This is a genomic window from Methanobrevibacter sp. UBA417 (assembly GCF_002508845.1).
Classification (GTDB): domain Archaea; phylum Methanobacteriota; class Methanobacteria; order Methanobacteriales; family Methanobacteriaceae; genus Methanobrevibacter_A; species Methanobrevibacter_A acididurans.
The window spans coordinates 89,096-105,445 of sequence record NZ_DAZC01000024.1 but is presented as its reverse complement, the minus strand read 5'-3'; the positions used below and the strand labels follow the sequence as shown (position 1 = coordinate 105,445).

The window sequence follows — 16,350 nt, the reverse complement described above, 5'->3', positions numbered from 1 at the left end:
ATAAAAGTAACAAAAAAAACTTATAATTGAGATTCAAACCATTTAACAGTTTCACCTAACTGTTGTTTAAATTTAGATTTATCTACACTAAAATTAATATTCTTCATATTATCAACATTAGCAAATGAATGTTTAATATCTCCTGGACGTTCTGGAAGATATTCAGGTTTAATATCAGTATTTAAAACTTCAGCAATAATAGAATATAATTCATTAATAGTTAAAGCTTCACCTGCAGCAACATTAACAATACCATTATAATCAGATTCAGCAGCACAAATATTAGCTTTAACAATATCCTTAATAAATATAAAATCACGGGTTTGTTCACCGTCACCATAAATTACAGGTTGTTCACCATGTATAATACTATGAATAAAATTGGGAATAACTGCTGCATATTGAGAATTAACATCCTGTTTAGGACCAAAAACATTAAAATATCTAAGAGCTGTACTGTTTAAACCATAACATTCAGTAAAAGATTTAAGATAAATTTCTCCAATAGCTTTAGATGCAGCATAAGGACTAGTTGGCATATAAGGTTCATTTTCCTTAAGAGGCATATTTGGGTTTTCACCATAAACTGCACTACTTGAAGAGAAAACAATCTTCTTAATTTCACTATCTTTTGCAGCAATTAAAAGTTTAGCAGTAGTATCAACATTATTAACATGAGTATAATTTGGATTTTCAACACTACCCGGTACACTAGCAGCTGCAGCTAAATGAAATATATAATCATTACCTTCAAATATAGGTTTTAAATCTAAATCATTTAAATCTCCTTTAATAATATTTAAATTAGGATGATTAGGATTATTTAGATTTTCCATTTTCCCACTTGATAAATTATCTATAACAGTTACTTTATTATTTTCCACTAATTCTTCGACTATATGTGATCCAATAAATCCTAAACCACCTGTCACGATTACATTTTTATTTTCCATTCTTATTACCTTATCAAATAAAATTTATTATAATTACAAAATAAAATATTATAAAAATTAATTTTTAATATAATAAACTATATTGTTTTTAATCTTTTATTAATATTATTGATTAAATATAAAAAAATTATTTAAAAACATTTATAAAAATAAAAATATTTCAAAATCTATTTTTATAATATAAAATAATTTAATTTTTTGTTAAAAAAATTTCTTTATTATTTAAATAATTTTTGGCTTTAATATAAGACATAATTTATTTATATACTAAAATATATAATAGGAATCATGTTTATTCAAGGTAATGAAATGTATTTATTTTTTGGTTACTTAATCACAATAATAGTGTCAGTAATCATTGCTAAGGGATTAGGGTTGTCTTGGTTACCGGATAAACCAATTAGATACTCATTTAACATGAGTGCAATCTTTCCAACACCAATAATAGCTATAGGTCTTTTAGCAATATTTTATAGACTTGGATACATATGGATTTATCATGGAATCGTTTTAGCAGTTCTAATTGGCGTGATTTCTGCAGTATTTACAAAATATTTTTTCTTTTACTTATTCCCTAAACCTCCAGAAACACAGGAGGTTGTAGAATAATGAATATATTCGTAGGAATAATACTTGCGACAATTATCTCTTTAATTAATTTTATTATTGTAGATACTTATTTCGGATTACCTGAACAACCAGGAGTAAAAGGAGCAGATATAGTAGGTCATGATATTGAAAAACGTAAAGGCGATTTATCTGGTGGATTTTTCCAAGGTAATATTTTATGTTCTCCAGATGCATCTGCAGGAACATTAATTAGTTCTATAGCTGTAATGGTTTGTGGATTTCAGGGAGGATTAATTGCAGCATTAATAGTCTTTATAGGAAACAGATTATGTGCAGATCCTGGTTATGCTGGAACAACTGGTACATTAACAATGACTGTTTTAATTTTCATATTTTCAACATTTATTGGAATAACACCAGAAATGTTTATATGTGGGGCAGTGATAGCTATACTGCTTATTCAAGGTTTATATCATAAGTATTCTAGTAAATTCCTTGGTAAAATAGCTAAAAAAATGAATAGATATACAAATGAATTATAATAAAGAATATGTGGTTGTAGAAGATAATGGCTAATGAATTATACATTTCAATTATTGGTATAATAATTATTTTAATGGCATTGCGCTCACTTGTTACAAATAATCGAGTTGAAAAATTATTATACTTAAATGTTGTGGATTTTGGTATTACTGCAATTATTGCTTTATATGCTCAATCAATGTTTGGTTTTATTGTAGCTGCAACATTCTTTATTACAAGTACATTAGGTAGTAATGCAATTGCATATTCACTTAAAAAGTTGGATAATGAAATAATCTTAGATAATGAGGATGGATAAGAGGGAATAAATAATGAATCCTTTAAACTTTATTGATATAACAAGTATAGCTGTAATATTATTATTAGTTGGAACAATTGGGGTTATACTACTTAAAAAACCATTAGATAAATTAATCATGTTATCTTTATTAGATGCAGGATTTTTCCTTGCTATGGTTGCTTTCCAATACTTAGATATTGCTTTCTTAGTGGCATTGTTAAGTCCGTTATCTATTATTGTATTTTTATTATCTATAATTAAGGTTGATGAGATTAGACATCGAAATTTGGAGGGATCATAGAAATGTTTGATCTTCAAATTTGGTTTTATTTAGGGATTGTTTTATGTATTGTTGGTAGTTTAGCTGTAGTTTGGGGTCCGGGAGTTAAGGATCCTATTGTGAGAACTATTAATACTGAGGTTCCTAGTATTGGTGTTAGTTTAATATTTTTAAGTTATAATCATACAATTGCAATAATAACTTTTATAGCTACAACTATGATAATTACACTTGTATTATTTAGAGCTATTACTCGTTTAGAAGAATTGGGGGCTGATGTATGAAGATAGGGAATCTTTGGAATCAACTTGCTAAGCCGAAAAATATTCCTAGATTATTTGCTATAATCATGGCATTATTTTTACTTATAGGATTTTTTGTACCAATGGCTTTAAATGAGAATCAATTATATACTCGTCCAGCACCACAAGTTCAAGTAGATGCAGGATTACCTTTAGCTCCTTATGATCGTGGAGGACAAGTACTTGGAGAACCTGGAATTGTTCATGCTCAATACCCAGCTAATAGTCCGGAAATTGGTATGATAACGGCTTATATGACTCCAATAAGTCAGTATGTAAGTACTATTAGTAAATACTTTGGTACATCTATATATTCATCTCCTGGTGGTTTAATAGATGAAATCTTGTATTATACTCGTGGTTTTGATACAATATTAGAATCCAGTATTCTAATGATGGCTTTTATTATAGCTTCATGGTTAGCTTTGAATTTCACTATGAATCATAAAAATGATGAAGAAGTTATCAAGGAAGATGTGAAAAAGGCTATTAATTCTGGGGATAATTTATCTTCTCAGGTTAATGAAAATAATCGTAAAGCCCATGAAGAACAAAATTGGAGGGATAATTAAATGGTTTATATTCCTACTACAGTCTCTCCAATAGTTATTAATATGTATTTACCTGCAGTTTACACTGCACTTATTATAGCTTTTATTGGGTTAACTGGAATAGCTATTGAAAAAAGGGATATTCAAGTTTTAATTTTAACAGATATTGTTGGATTAGCTATGCTTTTAGTTGTTGGTGCTTTAGGTACAGATTTAGCTGAAGCATTGGTCCTTCCTGGATTTACTGTGGAGTTAGCTGAAACTTTAGCTATTAGTGAAATTCTTCTTTCTCGTGAAATGCATAAGATGGATAAGAAAGCATCATTTTTACCTTTACCGTTAACTGCTGATTTTGAGATTATGACTACAGCTCCTAACTTTATTTCATTAATTTTAATTGGTTATGGTGTATGGTTAAGTGGATTTACTGGTGGGGTTATAGCTGGTGCTGGAATTGTATTTTATATTTTCTGTAGAAAAGCTAGAGGTTTACCGATTCGGGTGATTAATGGTCTTAGTGGTATTAGTGGTGTTGCTTGGACTTTATGGATTATAGGTTTCTGTATTTTCTTCGCATTACCTAAATTATGGTTATTAGCATTATTATTATCTGCATTTGGTTTACTCTTAAAAGTTGCAAGTAAGATGGGATTAATAGGTACTCTTATGCGAGAAGAGTATAATAGGAAATAAGTGAGATGAAAAGGATATGATTATTGAAAGTTTAGGTGGAAATATTTTAGGAACAATACCTTTAGGGGATATTGTCTTTTATATCAATCCATTTCATTTATTTATGTTTGTAGTTATAATATTATTCACAGTTTTAATTGCTTTTAGTCGTCCTGAAACACAAGTTGAGGCTAGTTTTGGTAAGTTAGAGGATACTCGTGTTGGTGTTGGTTTATCTGAATTTAAGCAACGAAGGTTCTTAGCAATTATTTGTGGTATTGCTACTGCAGGTGCTATGATTACAGGTGATTTGTATAATTTTACTTTATTCATGGCATTAGTGGGTATTGTTAATATTGGTATTGTGTCTGCTGTAAAACAAGTAAGTGTATTGGATGCTGCTTATCAATATGGGATTATAGCTACTTTATGTAGTTTACCTTTATTTGGTGGGGCTTGTTTAATTCTTGCAAGTACAGGTACATTAAGTTTATTAGTAATATCTCAAATGACTTATACTACTCCGATGATGATATTTGGTGCATTGTTAATGTTTATAGGGGTTTGTGGTGAAACTGGTATTGCACCATTTTTCGCTACTAAAGCTGAAATGTTTAGAACTCCAGGATCACCATTTATACTTATAATACATTTAAGTAGTTTATTTATAATGATTAGAGCAATAGAAATATTATTAATAGTGATTAAAGTTATTTAAGGTGGAAATTATGGATAAAGTTAGAATATTGGGTTATATAATTTGTGTAGCATCTTTATTAGGTATAATTATTGGATTTTTCACATCTGAATATCTTACAATTGCTTTAGCAATTATTTGCATACCATTATTCATATTTTCATTTGGTTTAATTAATATGGCTAAACCTAAAAAAGACGAAGTGGAGGAAAGAGTAGAAGAACCATTTACAGGATATTAATTTAAATGGGTTTCTAAATTTTTATGGGTGAATGATAATGAATTTAATGCTAAATATTATAGTGAATATCTTAGTGGCTTTTCTCTTTGGAAGTTTACTTTTAGGATTACATAGGAAGGTTATGGCACGTGTTCAGCTTAGGCCAGGCCCTCCAATTGTACAAGATTTAATCCATAGTATCAAATTTTTCTTTAAGGAAACTAGTTTTCCAAAAACTGCTACATATCCATTGTATATAGGGATTGTTGTAATATTTTCTGCAGTGTGGGTAACTGGTGTAATTGAAGGGCCTGTTCTTAAAGGATCACTTTTAATAATATTTGGTATTTATGCAGTTCATAAAATCGTTGAGCATAATGCGGGAAGTAGTAGTGGTTCTCCATATGGTAAACTTAGTTGTGTGAGAGCAGTTTTCTCTGCAGCAGCAGAATTACCATTATTTGCAGTTCTTGCATTGGTTTTCTTAAAAACTGGGACTTTAAATATTTCTAGTTTAATTAGTTATCAATCAATTCATGGTCCTTTAATAGTATCAATGCCTCTTGCAGCTATAATGTTTTTAACTTTAATTTTAAGTAAAGCACCATATAATCCTTTTTGTATTACTAAAGCTAAGGATTTAGTTACAGGTTTTGAAACTGAACATTTTGGTGTGTTAAGAGGGCTTATAATGTTTACAGATTCTGTTGCATGGTATATGCTTTTATGGGTATTCCTTGTTGTGTTCTGTGGACCTATAGGTTTATTAGGTTTAATTATTGGAATGATAATTATTACTGTTATAATGGGTTTTATAAGTGCAGTAACACCAATGTTAAATCCAAATCATTCAGTAATGACTCAAATTTCAATTGCAATTGTTTGTACTTTAGGTACAGTTTTAATGTTAATAATTTAATTATAAAAAAATATAGTATTGGTAAAAAAGGGATAGGATAAAGATGAAAGAAGAACAAGATTTTTTATTACTAGCATCAATTGTAGCCTTAGGGATTACATTATGCTCAGCTTTAATATGTATCTTCCAAGGACAATATGGTATAATATCAGGTGTGCCTTTAGTATTCATAGGTTGTCTCTTTTTCCCATTAATGTATAAGAGTAATACTGATAAAGTTTCTCACTTTAATGAGAATTTAGAGAAAATAATGTTCTTTGTAACAATTATAATTGTTGCAATATCATTTTTATACATGTATAAGGTAATGTAGAGGTTAAAGAAAAATGGATGTAACATTTTTATTATTATACTTATTAACTTTCATTGTAGGATCAGTCTTAGGATTACTTGTAAGTTATAAGAAGCATGGAGAAATATATATTATCCAAAAAATAGATATTGTAGCATTAATTGCAGCAATAATAGGTTGGGTATTATTATTTAATTTTGCATTATTTTCAAAAACATTATCTGTATTAATAATAGCCATATCATTACTTTTAATAGGTTTTGTTATGGGAATGAGACCCGGTTATGGTAGGAAAGAAACTGTAATAGGAATAATCGTTGCAGGGATAATCTGGATAATTACAAATTACATATTCATAATATAAAATTAATAATAAATTCATTAAAATAAAGGGATGTAGGAGTTGATTAAGGATTATGGCAAATGATGATAAGTTATTGCGTCAATTGAAAATGAGAGAAATAGAATCTTATCAATGGCAAAAAGATGTAATTGGTCCTTTAAGTGAAGAATTCCAAGTATCCATTGATGAAGTAAATGATTTATTCGTAAATAATTTAGATATGAGTAATATTAATAATTTACATGCAACCTTTCAATCTGCTAATCATGAAGAAATTTTACTAAAATTATATTCAGATTTACACCTTAAATGGTTTATAGAAGTTTTAGAAATGATTACAGTTGAACAAGGAGATAAAATTAGAGTTCCTTTATCTAAAAGAATAGTTGAAGGAGAAGATTATGATAAAGTATTGCAAGAAGGTAGGAACCAATTATTTGCAATTTTAAATAAGAATAATATTGATTAATAAAAAAATTTTATTTTATAGGTAGTGAAAGTATAATGCTTAATAATCTAAAGAACATTTTTAGGAAAACTTCAATTCATGTTTGTATAGTTAATTGTGGTGGTTGTAACGGTTGTGATGTGGAATTAGTTGCCGTAACTTCTCCTAGATATGATTTAGAACAATATGGAATATATCTTCAAAATAATCCTCGTGAAGCGGATATAATCTTATTAACTGGTGCAGTTACAGATCATTGGAAAGACAATTTAAGAAGAATATATACTAAAATGCCAGAACCAAAACTTGTAGTTGCAATAGGTAATTGTCCTCAATCAGGGGATGTTTTTAACCAAGAAGGAGGAACAGTTAATGCACCAGCTTCAGATTTCATACCTATAGCTGCTGAAGTACCAGGTTGTCCTCCAAGACCTAATGAAATATTAGAAGCCATATTAGCTGTTGCACCAGGTGCAATGGAAGCTAGAGCGAATGAAAAAGATGATGAATAAAATAAAAGTTTAAAAGGGAGGGAATTTTCTCATGATATTACCAATTGGCCCAATACATCCAGGATTAAAAGAACCATTAAGATTAAAACTAAAAACTGAAGGGGAAAGAGTAATTGATGCTGAAATTGATTATGGTTATGTTCATCGTGGAATAGAAAAAATAATGGAAGGAAAAACTTGGCAAAAAGCTATCTATTTAGCAGAACGAGTCTGTGGAATTTGTTCATATGAACATACTCAAACATTTGCAGAAACAATAGAAAAGATTTGTGGAGTTCAAGCACCTTTAAGAGCACAATATTTACGTGTAATTACTAATGAATTAGATCGTGTACAATCACATTTACTAGCTAATTCAACATTCTTCAAAACAATGGATCATGAAACATTATATATGGATGTTTTAAGATTAAGAGAATATGCAATGGATGCAATAGAATTATTAACCGGTAACCGTGTTAATATGGGTTGGAATGTAATAGGTGGAGTTAGAATGGATGCTAAACAAGAACACTTAGATGCAATCCTAGAGAGAATATCCCATATAGAAAAAGACTTTGAAATACATAAAAGATTATTTGAAGAAGGACCACTAGTTGGTTTACGTTGTAAAGATGTTGGAGTAATGACAAGAGAAGAAGCAATAAAAGGCAGAGCAGTAGGTCCTATTGGTAGAGCAAGTGGATTAAAACATGATTACCGTGAACCACATCCAACATATCATGATTATTTTGATTTTAAACCAATATGGCGAAAAGAAGGAGATAATTTCGCAAGAACAATGAATCGTTACGATGAAGTAACTCAATCATTAGATCTTATACACCAAGCAATAGATAATATTCCAGAAGGGGATATAAGAATCCCTGTAGAAGTAGTTTCAGGTTATAAAGATTGGAGAAATGAAGCTCCTCGTGGAGAAGTAGCTTATATGATAGAAACCAATGGAAATCTTATAAAACATATAAGTATAAGAACTCCAAGTATAATGAATATTGATTCATGTGAAAATTTCATGTTAAAAAGAGTAGCAACTGTTGCAGATGCAGTAACCACATATGCTTCTGTAGATCCATGTTTAGCATGTGCTGAACGTGTAGTAGTTGATGTGAATACTGGAAAAACAACAGTTAACGATTTGTTTTAAATAGAATTTAATTAAAAAAAAATAAGTATTAAGGTATAATAAAATGACTTCTGTAATATGGTATTTATATGAATTTGCAAAAAAAGCATGGATAGAAGGTTTTGCAAATGCAAAATCTGATGAAGATATTGCAAAAAAACCAGACAGATTTAGAGATTTCCCAACAATAATAAAAGAAAATTGTATAGGTTGTGGATCATGCACAGCATCATGCCCATCACCTACAGCAATAAAACTTATAAGGGATACTGATTCAAAAACTGGTGAAGGATTAACATATCCAATATTCAATAAATCTGCATGTATTCGTTGTGGATTCTGTGCAGAAGTATGTCCAAGTGAACCTAAAACAATACACTGCGGAGAAAACCATAATATTCATGATGAATTCATAATCATACCTAGAGAAAAAATGTACATGATTGATGATTTTTTATGTATAAGTTGTGGGAAATGTCATGATGTATGTCCAGTTGATGCAATTAACATTCAAAATGATTATTATAAAGTAAATCAACTTAAATGTATTAAATGTGGGAAATGTCATGATGTATGTCCAGTTAAAGGGGCCATGAAAGGAATTTATATTCATGACCTTGAAGAACAGAAAAAAGTTATAAATTTAGTGGTTAAAACCATAGAAAACTATGTAGATGATCATAAAGCTGATTTACTCAAATTACCACAAGGTAAACTTTTAAAATTGAAACTCCCTATATCTAATTTTTGGGATGAAGCATTATCCTACTTAAATGATGAAGATGAATGTTTCTATACTGTTGAAAATGCTGTAGATCGTTTAACAATTCGAATTATAACATGGGAATCTGATGAATGTAAAAAATGTCAAATGTGCATTCCAGATTGTCCAACAGAAGCAATAACATTTGATAAAGAAAAAGACACAATAGTAAGGGATAAAAATAAATGTTTAAGATGCAGTATATGTTATCAATCTTGTCCATTTGGAGTTATAAAATATTTCGTAGCTAAAAATCATTTAGATAAAGAAGAAAAAATTATTAATATAACATGCAAACCTTCAGATTTAGGTAATGATTTTAAACCAATTCAAAACAATGAAATTCAAGAGGAGGACAATTAAATGGAATCTTTAACAAAAACACCAAGACCTTTAAGAGATTTTGCTGTAGATTGGGAAATTGATTACAGTAAATGTATGTACTGTGAAGATAAACCATGTTTAAATGTTTGTCCTATTGAAGCAATTTCAATTGATAAAAAAACTAAAAATGTTACAATATCAGATTCTTGTTTTGGTTGTGTCTTATGTACTAATATTTGTCCTTATGATGCAATTAAAATAAATAAGAAATTAGCTGACCCTATCCGTGAAAATGCACCAAATATAAATACTAAATTATGTAGAGCTTGTGGGGCATGTGTACAAGCTTGTAAAACTGGAGCAATTCATTTAACTACTGAAGGTGATGGTGAATTTCATAGTGAAATTGATACTGATAAATGTATAGGTTGTGGTTTTTGTTTCAGATCATGTCCGGCTGATGCAATAAAATATGGTGAAATATTGCCTAAAGCTATAGAAGGTGGAAATGCCATAATTGTTCATCAAGATTCTTGTATTGGATGTATGACTTGTGTTAGAATATGTCCTTCAAAAGGAGCAATGAATGTAGGTACTAATAATCTTCCTTATATAAATCCTTCTTATTGTGCACGTTGTGAAGAATGTATGAGTGTTTGTCCTTCTAGTTCTATAAGTTACACTAATAGAGATGATGCTTTTGAAATATATAATAGATTAAAATCATTAGATTTATGTAAAGAAATTTTGGATAGGGACTCTTTAGCTTTATCTGAAGATGTTATAGAAGTTGACACAGTTCTTGAAGAAATGAGTATGAAATTTGAGGATTTAAAAGGTAATGAAGTTAAAACCGCTTCAGATTCAGAATTCCTAAGAATTAATGTTACTGATACATTTAAAAATAATTTAAATTCTTATACTAATGAAGACATTACTGTTGATAGAGTATGTGATTTAGTGCAATTCTATCCACCTAATAGGAATATTAAAGTTAATGAAAACAATTGTATTGGTTGTGGATTATGTTTAGAAGTATGTCCTGTAAATGCAATTGAGGATAATTTACCTAATCCAATAATTATTGGAGAAAATTGTGTATATTGTGGTCAATGTGTGAAAGTTTGTAATTTCGATGCAATAAATTTAATTGAAGATTATTATGATGGAGATAAAGATAAATTATATTTCTGTAGACGAAATATTGAAGGTTTACGTGATGGAAAATTCACTATAGAATCAAATAATTGTCAAGCATGTGGGGTATGTGTTAATAAATGTCCTGTAGATGCTTTAAAATTAATAAATGATAATATTGAATGTGATTTGAGTAAGTGTATTAATTGTAGAGAATGTGAATCCATTTGTCCAGTTAATGCAATAAAAATTCATGTAACCCAATAAAAATATTTTATTAAATATGTTAAAACCTAAAATGGGGAGTTGAGAAAAATTTCTAGAAAATCATTTATAACAGATTGTGAGGGACCATTAACTTTAAATGATAATGCATTTGAAGTTGCAGAAAAATTCATACCTGAAGGTGGAAAATTTTTCAAAATTTTAAGTAAGTATGATGATTGTCTTGTAGAAGCTAATCATCCTGGATATCATGCTGGTGATACACTTAAATTAATAGCACCATTTTTTAAAGCATATGATGTAAATAATCAAGATTTAATAAATTATTCTAGAAAAAATGTTAATTTAGTTTATGGTGCGGATAATACTTTAAATTATGTGAAGGATAAAGTTCATTCATTTATTGTAAGTACAAGTTATGGTCAATATATACAAGCTTTATGTGATAATACTCATTTCCCTTATGATAACACTGTTCATACTCATTTAGATTTAGATAATATACCTATTAATGAAAAGGATAAACAAGAATTAAAAATATTTCATGATGATATACTAAAATTAAATCCTCAAGATATAGATCAATTTCATAAATTAGATCAAATTTTCTTTGACAAATTACCAAAAATGGATATTTATGATTTAGTAAAAACTGTTGATACTGTTGGTGGTGAAGGAAAAAGACAAGCCGTAAAAAGAATACTTAAACGTGAAGATTTACCTGCAAACAATTTAATGTATATGGGAGACAGTATAACAGATGTTGAGCCATTAGAATTTGCTAAAAAAAATGGTGGTCTTGCTATTGCATTTAATGGTAATTCTTATGCTATTGAAGCAGCAGATATAGCAATTATTAGTGATAATACTATTGTAACTTCTTTACTTGTAGATTTACATGCTCGTTACGATAATGATTATGTTCGTGAATTTGTCCAAAGATACTCTGAAAAAGGCCATGCAGAAGCATTTTTTATCATGTTAAATGATGAGGAATTAGTTGTTAAATTTGATAAGGAATATCAAAGAAAAACACTACCTTTAATAGAAATTATAACCGATGAAAATAGAGAATACTTAATCCAAGAAAGTATGAAAATGAGACAATCTATTCGAGGAACAGATATTGGTGGATTAGGTTAAAAAAGATTTAATAGAAGGTAAAATATTTATGGATTATACAGATAAAGTAGAAGATACATTTTTTGAATCAATGAATGGTAAATATATTAGAGCATTAATAACTGCAGAAGATTGGGATACAGTTCGAAATGCTGCTTATGATTCTACCTCAACACCAAGTGCAGTTATAGGTAGAGTTGAAGCAGGAGTTGAATCTTTTGTAGATCCAAGTGCAACACCTGATGGAAGACCAGGTGCTATTTGTCAATACTGGTTTGGTTTAGATAACCTCGAAAAATTTGAGGTAGAATTATCTTACAGAATTAGACAAGATATACTTGTTAAACCTTTCACTAAAATGTTTAATGTAACAAATAATCCTGAAGGTTACATTGAAATGATGAGAAATGTAGGACATTGTGGTGATGGTTTTGAATGGGAAATAAATGAATATAATCGAGAAATGATTAATGTTCCTATAGCAGTACCTGACTTCCAAATCGAATCTAAATTTGGTTATGCTGATGGTATAATGGGTGGAAATTATTGGTATTTCTGTGAAACTAAAGAAGCTGTTTTAGAAGCAGGAAAATTAATCATGGATGAAATTATGGATGTTCCTGGAGTAATTGCTCCTTTTGGAGTTTGTTCAGCTGCTAGTAAACCTGAAACTAATTATCCTTGGATAGGTCCAACTTCAAATCATCCTTACTGTCCTTCATTAAAAAATAAATTAGGTGAAGAATCTAAAGTCCCTAATGGAGTTAATTATATTCCTGAAATAGTTTTAAATTCTGTGAATCAAAAACAATTAAATTTAGCAATAAAAAATAGTGTAGATGCAATACTCGAAGTACCTGGAGTTTTACGTATATCTGCAGGTAATTTTGGAGGAAAACTTGGCGATAATACAACTAACTTGTTAGACATCTTAAAATAAAAAAATAACACAAAGGTAAAATTCACATGACTAATAATGAAGATAAAAATCAATATTTAAGATCTGATACAAATATGCCCAAACCTGATGTTGTGATGGATGATGATTTAAAAGTAAAAGTCATAGGATTTGGAGCTTTAAATTTAGATAAACTATTTTATGTAGATGAAATCGTAGGTCCCGATGAAGAAACATTTATTAAATCTGAAACATCATCACCAGGAGGATCAGCAGCTAATACTATGATTGCTTTATCCAAACTGGGATTACCAACATCTTATATTGGTAAAATTGCAACAGATGATGATGGTGATATGTTAGAAATGAATTTAGCAAAAAGTGGAGTATTCTTAAACCATTTAATCTATGCTGAAGAAGGTCATTCTGGGAAAGTTTTAGGATTTGTTGATAAAAATGGTGTTAGATCTTTATATGTTGATCCTGGAGTAAACGATGATATAGTTATTAGTGAATTAAATCATTATTTTATAAATCAAACAAAAATTTTACATTATACTAGTTTTGTAGGTGAAAGTTTTCATGCTCAAAATGAGTTATTAGATAAATTAAATGATTCAGTAATATTAAGTTTTGATCCAGGAATGTTATATGTTAAAAAAGGAGTTAATGGTTTACGTAAAATACTTCAAAGGACCAATATACTTTTAATAAATAAAAATGAGTTAATGTTATTATTTAAAGATTATTTTTGTGAAAAATTTAATTTAAAAGAAGAAGATAATTTAACTTTTAGAGATATTAGTGTTCATTTATTAGATGAAGGTATAGACACAGTAGTTGTTAAAAACGGAAGTAAAGGTGTTTATGCTATAAATAGTTTACAAGAAGTAAAAATCCCTGCATATGAAGTGGATGTAGTTGATACTACTGCTGCAGGAGATTGTTTTAATGCAGGATTTTTATATGGTTATTTAAATAAATATTCTTTAGAAAATTCATGTAAATTAGGTAATTGGGTCGCATCTTTATCTATAAGTGGTAAAGGTCTAAATAATCTTCCAAATAAAAAAGATTTAGAAGAATTTGAAGCTTTATTAAAATAAATTAATAAAATATAATGAAGGTAAAGGACATGGAAATTAGATTTAAAAAGGACATTGAAGAATTAAAACGGGAAATAGTCCTTAAATCTGTGGATTTGGATGAGAATAAAGAATTAAAAGTCAATATTGATGATTATCATAATATTGATAAATATATTAATATTTCTCCACGTTGTGTTAGATGTAATCTGTGTGTTGAAGAATGTCCTGTAGATGCAATACGTTCATCGAATGCAGGTATACGTGCAAAAATTTTAGATAATTGTGTGAAATGTGAAATATGCGCCCAATCATGTCCAATTTCAGCAATATATGTATTAGAAGGTAATACTAAAGTTATAAATAATGAAAATGTAATTTATGATATAACTGAAGTTAAAGTTCCTCATAGAATAGTTAGAATGGAAGAAATAGGTTTTAATAGGGAAAATTGTATAATGTGTGGAACTTGTACTAAATATTGTCCTACTGATGCTATACAAATGAGATCTAAACTTTACATAGAAGAAAAAACAGGTAAAATATATCCTGAAATGGATGATGAACATAAATATCCATTTATTAATGAAGATTTATGTGTAGGTTGTGGATCTTGTGCTAATTTATGTACACAAGAAGTAATTAATTTAAAACGTTATGTGGGACCTGTACAAATTTATAATAAAATACATGTTGATGATGATTTATGTGTAGGATGCTTTTTATGTGAAGAAAATTGTCCTACAGGAGCAATAAAAGTAATTGATGGTAAAGCGGTTTTACAAGATAATAAATGTATTAGATGTCAAGAGTGCACTATACGGTGTCCTGTAAGAGCATTAGAAATGAAACCAATAGAGTAGATGTATAAAATTTATAAATAATTAAATTTAAAAATTTTTTGAGGTAATTAATAATGAAAGCAAAACAAATGATGGATAAAAATTTCATATATGGAACTGTTAATGATTCCATAAATGATGTAAGTAAAATCATGGAAGATCATAAAGTATTCACTTACCCTATTCTTGATTCTGATATGAAATTAGTAGGATGGGTAACAAGTTTAGATATTACAAGAGGTTTAAGAGAAAATAAAGATATTGTATCTGAAGTAATGCACTCATTTGAAGAAGTATGGACAATATATGAAGGAGAACAAGCACGTTTAGCTGTAATTGAAACTACTAATCGTAAACTTGTAAGTATTCCAGTTTTAAATAAAGAGGACCAAGTAATAGGAATCATTAGATCTTTTGATATGATTAAAACTTTCAGTGACTTATATGATATTAAAGTTTATAAATTATATGAAGCAATGTTAAAAAGTTTAAAAGGCGTAAATTGGCAAGATTTAATGGAAGCTTCAGCAGTTGTATCCACTAAACAAACAGGTATAAAAATAACTCCTGAAGAGTATGAAGAAAACATTAAAAAAGCTACTTTCGGTGAAGCAATTTGGGCTACACGTGGTTTAGAAAATTTCTTTGCAGGTTTAATTAGTGTAGGTGAACTAGTTATAGCACGTAAAATTGGAAGAGCACGAAAATAAATTTATCATATTTTCATTTAATAGTTTTTTTAGGATAAATAAATTTTTTTAGTGCTTTCATTATTAACAAAAAGAATTTTAATTTAATAAATTTTTTTTAAAAAAATAGAAAATTTAGAGGAGTGTATTGTTTAATCTAATCTATTTTTGAAAAAATAAAATTTATAATGAACTTTTTGGTTTTTTAAAAAAATTTATAAAAAAATTATTAAATTTAAAATATTTTATTTAATTAGTAATATTAAATTTTATAAATAATTATGACAATATATAATAAATAATATAAATTAAAAATTGATTTTTATGAGAACTTATAACGAATATGAAGGAAAAACTGTCCTTGTGACAGGTGGAGCAGGATGTGTTGGTAGTAACTTAACAAAAGCTTTATCAGAATTAAATGCTGAAAAAGTAATTATTTTAGATAATATGTCTTCTGCTTATGAATGGAATGTTCCTGATTATGATCAAATAGAACTTATTGAAGGGGATATTCGTGATGATGAAGTCTTAAAAAGAGTATTTAAACAAAGTCC

24 protein-coding genes are annotated in these 16,350 nt (G+C 28.5%); 23 read left to right on the top strand and 1 reads right to left on the bottom strand.

Annotated elements, in window-relative coordinates; translation table 11 throughout:
• Positions 1 to 20 precede the first annotated feature (20 nt).
• Positions 21 to 953 (bottom strand): NAD-dependent epimerase/dehydratase family protein, encoded by a 933-nt coding sequence (locus BP769_RS04240; protein ID WP_413824093.1) that lies wholly within the window; start codon positions 951 to 953, stop codon positions 21 to 23.
• Positions 954 to 1,241: 288 nt separating this feature from the next.
• Between BP769_RS04240 and BP769_RS04235 the strand changes: the two genes are divergently transcribed.
• The 23 genes from BP769_RS04235 to BP769_RS04125 form a co-directional block, all read left to right on the top strand.
• Positions 1,242 to 1,562, top strand: a complete 321-nt coding sequence (locus BP769_RS04235) for an energy-converting hydrogenase A subunit A EhaA (protein WP_413862143.1) — start codon at positions 1,242 to 1,244, stop codon at positions 1,560 to 1,562.
• The gene (locus BP769_RS04230) at positions 1,562 to 2,065 is read left to right on the top strand and encodes a hypothetical protein (RefSeq protein ID WP_413824087.1); all 504 of its coding nucleotides are present in this window, start codon (positions 1,562 to 1,564) and stop codon (positions 2,063 to 2,065) included. The genes BP769_RS04235 and BP769_RS04230 overlap by 1 nt, the downstream gene beginning before the upstream one ends.
• A gap of 26 nt (positions 2,066 to 2,091) precedes the next feature.
• Positions 2,092 to 2,364, top strand: a complete 273-nt coding sequence (locus BP769_RS04225; RefSeq protein ID WP_413824084.1) for a DUF2109 family protein — start codon at positions 2,092 to 2,094, stop codon at positions 2,362 to 2,364.
• 13 nt (positions 2,365 to 2,377) lie between these two features.
• Entirely contained in the window at positions 2,378 to 2,647 is a 270-nt protein-coding gene (locus BP769_RS04220; protein ID WP_413824080.1) for a DUF2108 domain-containing protein, read from the top strand.
• Positions 2,648 to 2,649: 2 nt separating this feature from the next.
• Positions 2,650 to 2,910, top strand: coding sequence for an EhaE family protein (locus tag BP769_RS04215; RefSeq protein ID WP_409197609.1), 261 nt, complete (start codon positions 2,650 to 2,652; stop codon positions 2,908 to 2,910).
• On the top strand, positions 2,907 to 3,500 hold the full coding sequence (locus tag BP769_RS04210; protein WP_413824078.1) for an EhaF family protein: 594 nt from the start codon (positions 2,907 to 2,909) through the stop codon (positions 3,498 to 3,500). The genes BP769_RS04215 and BP769_RS04210 overlap by 4 nt, the downstream gene beginning before the upstream one ends.
• Complete coding sequence (locus BP769_RS04205) at positions 3,501 to 4,172, top strand: DUF2105 family protein (protein ID WP_413824076.1); 672 nt, start codon at positions 3,501 to 3,503, stop codon at positions 4,170 to 4,172.
• A gap of 16 nt (positions 4,173 to 4,188) precedes the next feature.
• The gene (locus BP769_RS04200; RefSeq protein ID WP_409197606.1) at positions 4,189 to 4,869 is read left to right on the top strand and encodes a hypothetical protein; all 681 of its coding nucleotides are present in this window, start codon (positions 4,189 to 4,191) and stop codon (positions 4,867 to 4,869) included.
• Between the two features lie 10 nt (positions 4,870 to 4,879).
• Positions 4,880 to 5,089, top strand: a complete 210-nt coding sequence (locus BP769_RS04195; protein WP_413824074.1) for a DUF788 domain-containing protein — start codon at positions 4,880 to 4,882, stop codon at positions 5,087 to 5,089.
• A gap of 37 nt (positions 5,090 to 5,126) precedes the next feature.
• Positions 5,127 to 5,987 (top strand): respiratory chain complex I subunit 1 family protein, encoded by an 861-nt coding sequence (locus BP769_RS04190; protein ID WP_413824072.1) that lies wholly within the window; start codon positions 5,127 to 5,129, stop codon positions 5,985 to 5,987.
• A 43-nt stretch (positions 5,988 to 6,030) separates the two neighbouring features.
• Positions 6,031 to 6,300, top strand: coding sequence for a hypothetical protein (locus tag BP769_RS04185; RefSeq protein ID WP_409197603.1), 270 nt, complete (start codon positions 6,031 to 6,033; stop codon positions 6,298 to 6,300).
• A 13-nt stretch (positions 6,301 to 6,313) separates the two neighbouring features.
• A complete protein-coding gene (locus BP769_RS04180; protein WP_413824070.1) occupies positions 6,314 to 6,643 on the top strand; it encodes an energy-converting hydrogenase subunit EhaL family protein in 330 nt (109 codons plus the stop codon).
• A gap of 52 nt (positions 6,644 to 6,695) precedes the next feature.
• Positions 6,696 to 7,091 (top strand): DUF1959 family protein, encoded by a 396-nt coding sequence (locus BP769_RS04175; RefSeq protein WP_413824067.1) that lies wholly within the window; start codon positions 6,696 to 6,698, stop codon positions 7,089 to 7,091.
• 35 nt (positions 7,092 to 7,126) lie between these two features.
• Positions 7,127 to 7,582: an NADH-quinone oxidoreductase subunit B family protein gene (locus BP769_RS04170; RefSeq protein WP_413824064.1), complete on the top strand. Its 456-nt coding sequence runs from the start codon at positions 7,127 to 7,129 to the stop codon at positions 7,580 to 7,582.
• Between the two features lie 31 nt (positions 7,583 to 7,613).
• Entirely contained in the window at positions 7,614 to 8,729 is a 1,116-nt protein-coding gene (locus BP769_RS04165; protein WP_413827598.1) for a nickel-dependent hydrogenase large subunit, read from the top strand.
• Between the two features lie 43 nt (positions 8,730 to 8,772).
• Positions 8,773 to 9,834 (top strand): 4Fe-4S binding protein, encoded by a 1,062-nt coding sequence (locus tag BP769_RS04160; RefSeq protein WP_413824058.1) that lies wholly within the window; start codon positions 8,773 to 8,775, stop codon positions 9,832 to 9,834.
• Positions 9,835 to 11,199 (top strand): 4Fe-4S binding protein, encoded by a 1,365-nt coding sequence (locus BP769_RS04155; RefSeq protein ID WP_413862141.1) that lies wholly within the window; start codon positions 9,835 to 9,837, stop codon positions 11,197 to 11,199. It abuts the gene before it with no gap.
• A 39-nt stretch (positions 11,200 to 11,238) separates the two neighbouring features.
• Positions 11,239 to 12,300: an HAD hydrolase family protein gene (locus tag BP769_RS04150; RefSeq protein WP_409197596.1), complete on the top strand. Its 1,062-nt coding sequence runs from the start codon at positions 11,239 to 11,241 to the stop codon at positions 12,298 to 12,300.
• Between the two features lie 28 nt (positions 12,301 to 12,328).
• Positions 12,329 to 13,219, top strand: coding sequence for a formylmethanofuran--tetrahydromethanopterin N-formyltransferase (locus BP769_RS04145; protein WP_413824053.1), 891 nt, complete (start codon positions 12,329 to 12,331; stop codon positions 13,217 to 13,219).
• Positions 13,220 to 13,245: 26 nt separating this feature from the next.
• Entirely contained in the window at positions 13,246 to 14,283 is a 1,038-nt protein-coding gene (locus tag BP769_RS04140; protein WP_409197594.1) for a carbohydrate kinase family protein, read from the top strand.
• A 29-nt stretch (positions 14,284 to 14,312) separates the two neighbouring features.
• Positions 14,313 to 15,125, top strand: a complete 813-nt coding sequence (locus BP769_RS04135) for a 4Fe-4S binding protein (RefSeq protein WP_409197593.1) — start codon at positions 14,313 to 14,315, stop codon at positions 15,123 to 15,125.
• Positions 15,126 to 15,178: 53 nt separating this feature from the next.
• The gene (locus BP769_RS04130) at positions 15,179 to 15,814 is read left to right on the top strand and encodes an HPP family protein (RefSeq protein ID WP_409197592.1); all 636 of its coding nucleotides are present in this window, start codon (positions 15,179 to 15,181) and stop codon (positions 15,812 to 15,814) included.
• Between the two features lie 303 nt (positions 15,815 to 16,117).
• Positions 16,118 to 16,350 (top strand): NAD-dependent epimerase/dehydratase family protein (locus BP769_RS04125; protein ID WP_413862139.1); only part of this gene is annotated, 233 nt, incomplete at its 3' end.

Coding starts and splice junctions, on each gene's coding strand:
- BP769_RS04130 (WP_409197592.1), top strand. CDS start 15,179: ATGAAAGCAAAACAAATGATGGATAAAAATTTCATATATGGAACTGTT.
- BP769_RS04200 (WP_409197606.1), top strand. CDS start 4,189: ATGATTATTGAAAGTTTAGGTGGAAATATTTTAGGAACAATACCTTTA.
- BP769_RS04230 (WP_413824087.1), top strand. CDS start 1,562: ATGAATATATTCGTAGGAATAATACTTGCGACAATTATCTCTTTAATT.
- BP769_RS04225 (WP_413824084.1), top strand. CDS start 2,092: ATGGCTAATGAATTATACATTTCAATTATTGGTATAATAATTATTTTA.
- BP769_RS04170 (WP_413824064.1), top strand. CDS start 7,127: ATGCTTAATAATCTAAAGAACATTTTTAGGAAAACTTCAATTCATGTT.
- BP769_RS04145 (WP_413824053.1), top strand. CDS start 12,329: ATGGATTATACAGATAAAGTAGAAGATACATTTTTTGAATCAATGAAT.
- BP769_RS04155 (WP_413862141.1), top strand. CDS start 9,835: ATGGAATCTTTAACAAAAACACCAAGACCTTTAAGAGATTTTGCTGTA.
- BP769_RS04175 (WP_413824067.1), top strand. CDS start 6,696: ATGGCAAATGATGATAAGTTATTGCGTCAATTGAAAATGAGAGAAATA.
- BP769_RS04215 (WP_409197609.1), top strand. CDS start 2,650: ATGTTTGATCTTCAAATTTGGTTTTATTTAGGGATTGTTTTATGTATT.
- BP769_RS04235 (WP_413862143.1), top strand. CDS start 1,242: ATGTTTATTCAAGGTAATGAAATGTATTTATTTTTTGGTTACTTAATC.
- BP769_RS04240 (WP_413824093.1), bottom strand. CDS start 953: ATGGAAAATAAAAATGTAATCGTGACAGGTGGTTTAGGATTTATTGGA.
- BP769_RS04190 (WP_413824072.1), top strand. CDS start 5,127: ATGAATTTAATGCTAAATATTATAGTGAATATCTTAGTGGCTTTTCTC.
- BP769_RS04210 (WP_413824078.1), top strand. CDS start 2,907: ATGAAGATAGGGAATCTTTGGAATCAACTTGCTAAGCCGAAAAATATT.
- BP769_RS04195 (WP_413824074.1), top strand. CDS start 4,880: ATGGATAAAGTTAGAATATTGGGTTATATAATTTGTGTAGCATCTTTA.
- BP769_RS04140 (WP_409197594.1), top strand. CDS start 13,246: ATGACTAATAATGAAGATAAAAATCAATATTTAAGATCTGATACAAAT.
- BP769_RS04135 (WP_409197593.1), top strand. CDS start 14,313: ATGGAAATTAGATTTAAAAAGGACATTGAAGAATTAAAACGGGAAATA.
- BP769_RS04160 (WP_413824058.1), top strand. CDS start 8,773: ATGACTTCTGTAATATGGTATTTATATGAATTTGCAAAAAAAGCATGG.
- BP769_RS04205 (WP_413824076.1), top strand. CDS start 3,501: ATGGTTTATATTCCTACTACAGTCTCTCCAATAGTTATTAATATGTAT.
- BP769_RS04185 (WP_409197603.1), top strand. CDS start 6,031: ATGAAAGAAGAACAAGATTTTTTATTACTAGCATCAATTGTAGCCTTA.
- BP769_RS04165 (WP_413827598.1), top strand. CDS start 7,614: ATGATATTACCAATTGGCCCAATACATCCAGGATTAAAAGAACCATTA.
- BP769_RS04220 (WP_413824080.1), top strand. CDS start 2,378: ATGAATCCTTTAAACTTTATTGATATAACAAGTATAGCTGTAATATTA.
- BP769_RS04180 (WP_413824070.1), top strand. CDS start 6,314: ATGGATGTAACATTTTTATTATTATACTTATTAACTTTCATTGTAGGA.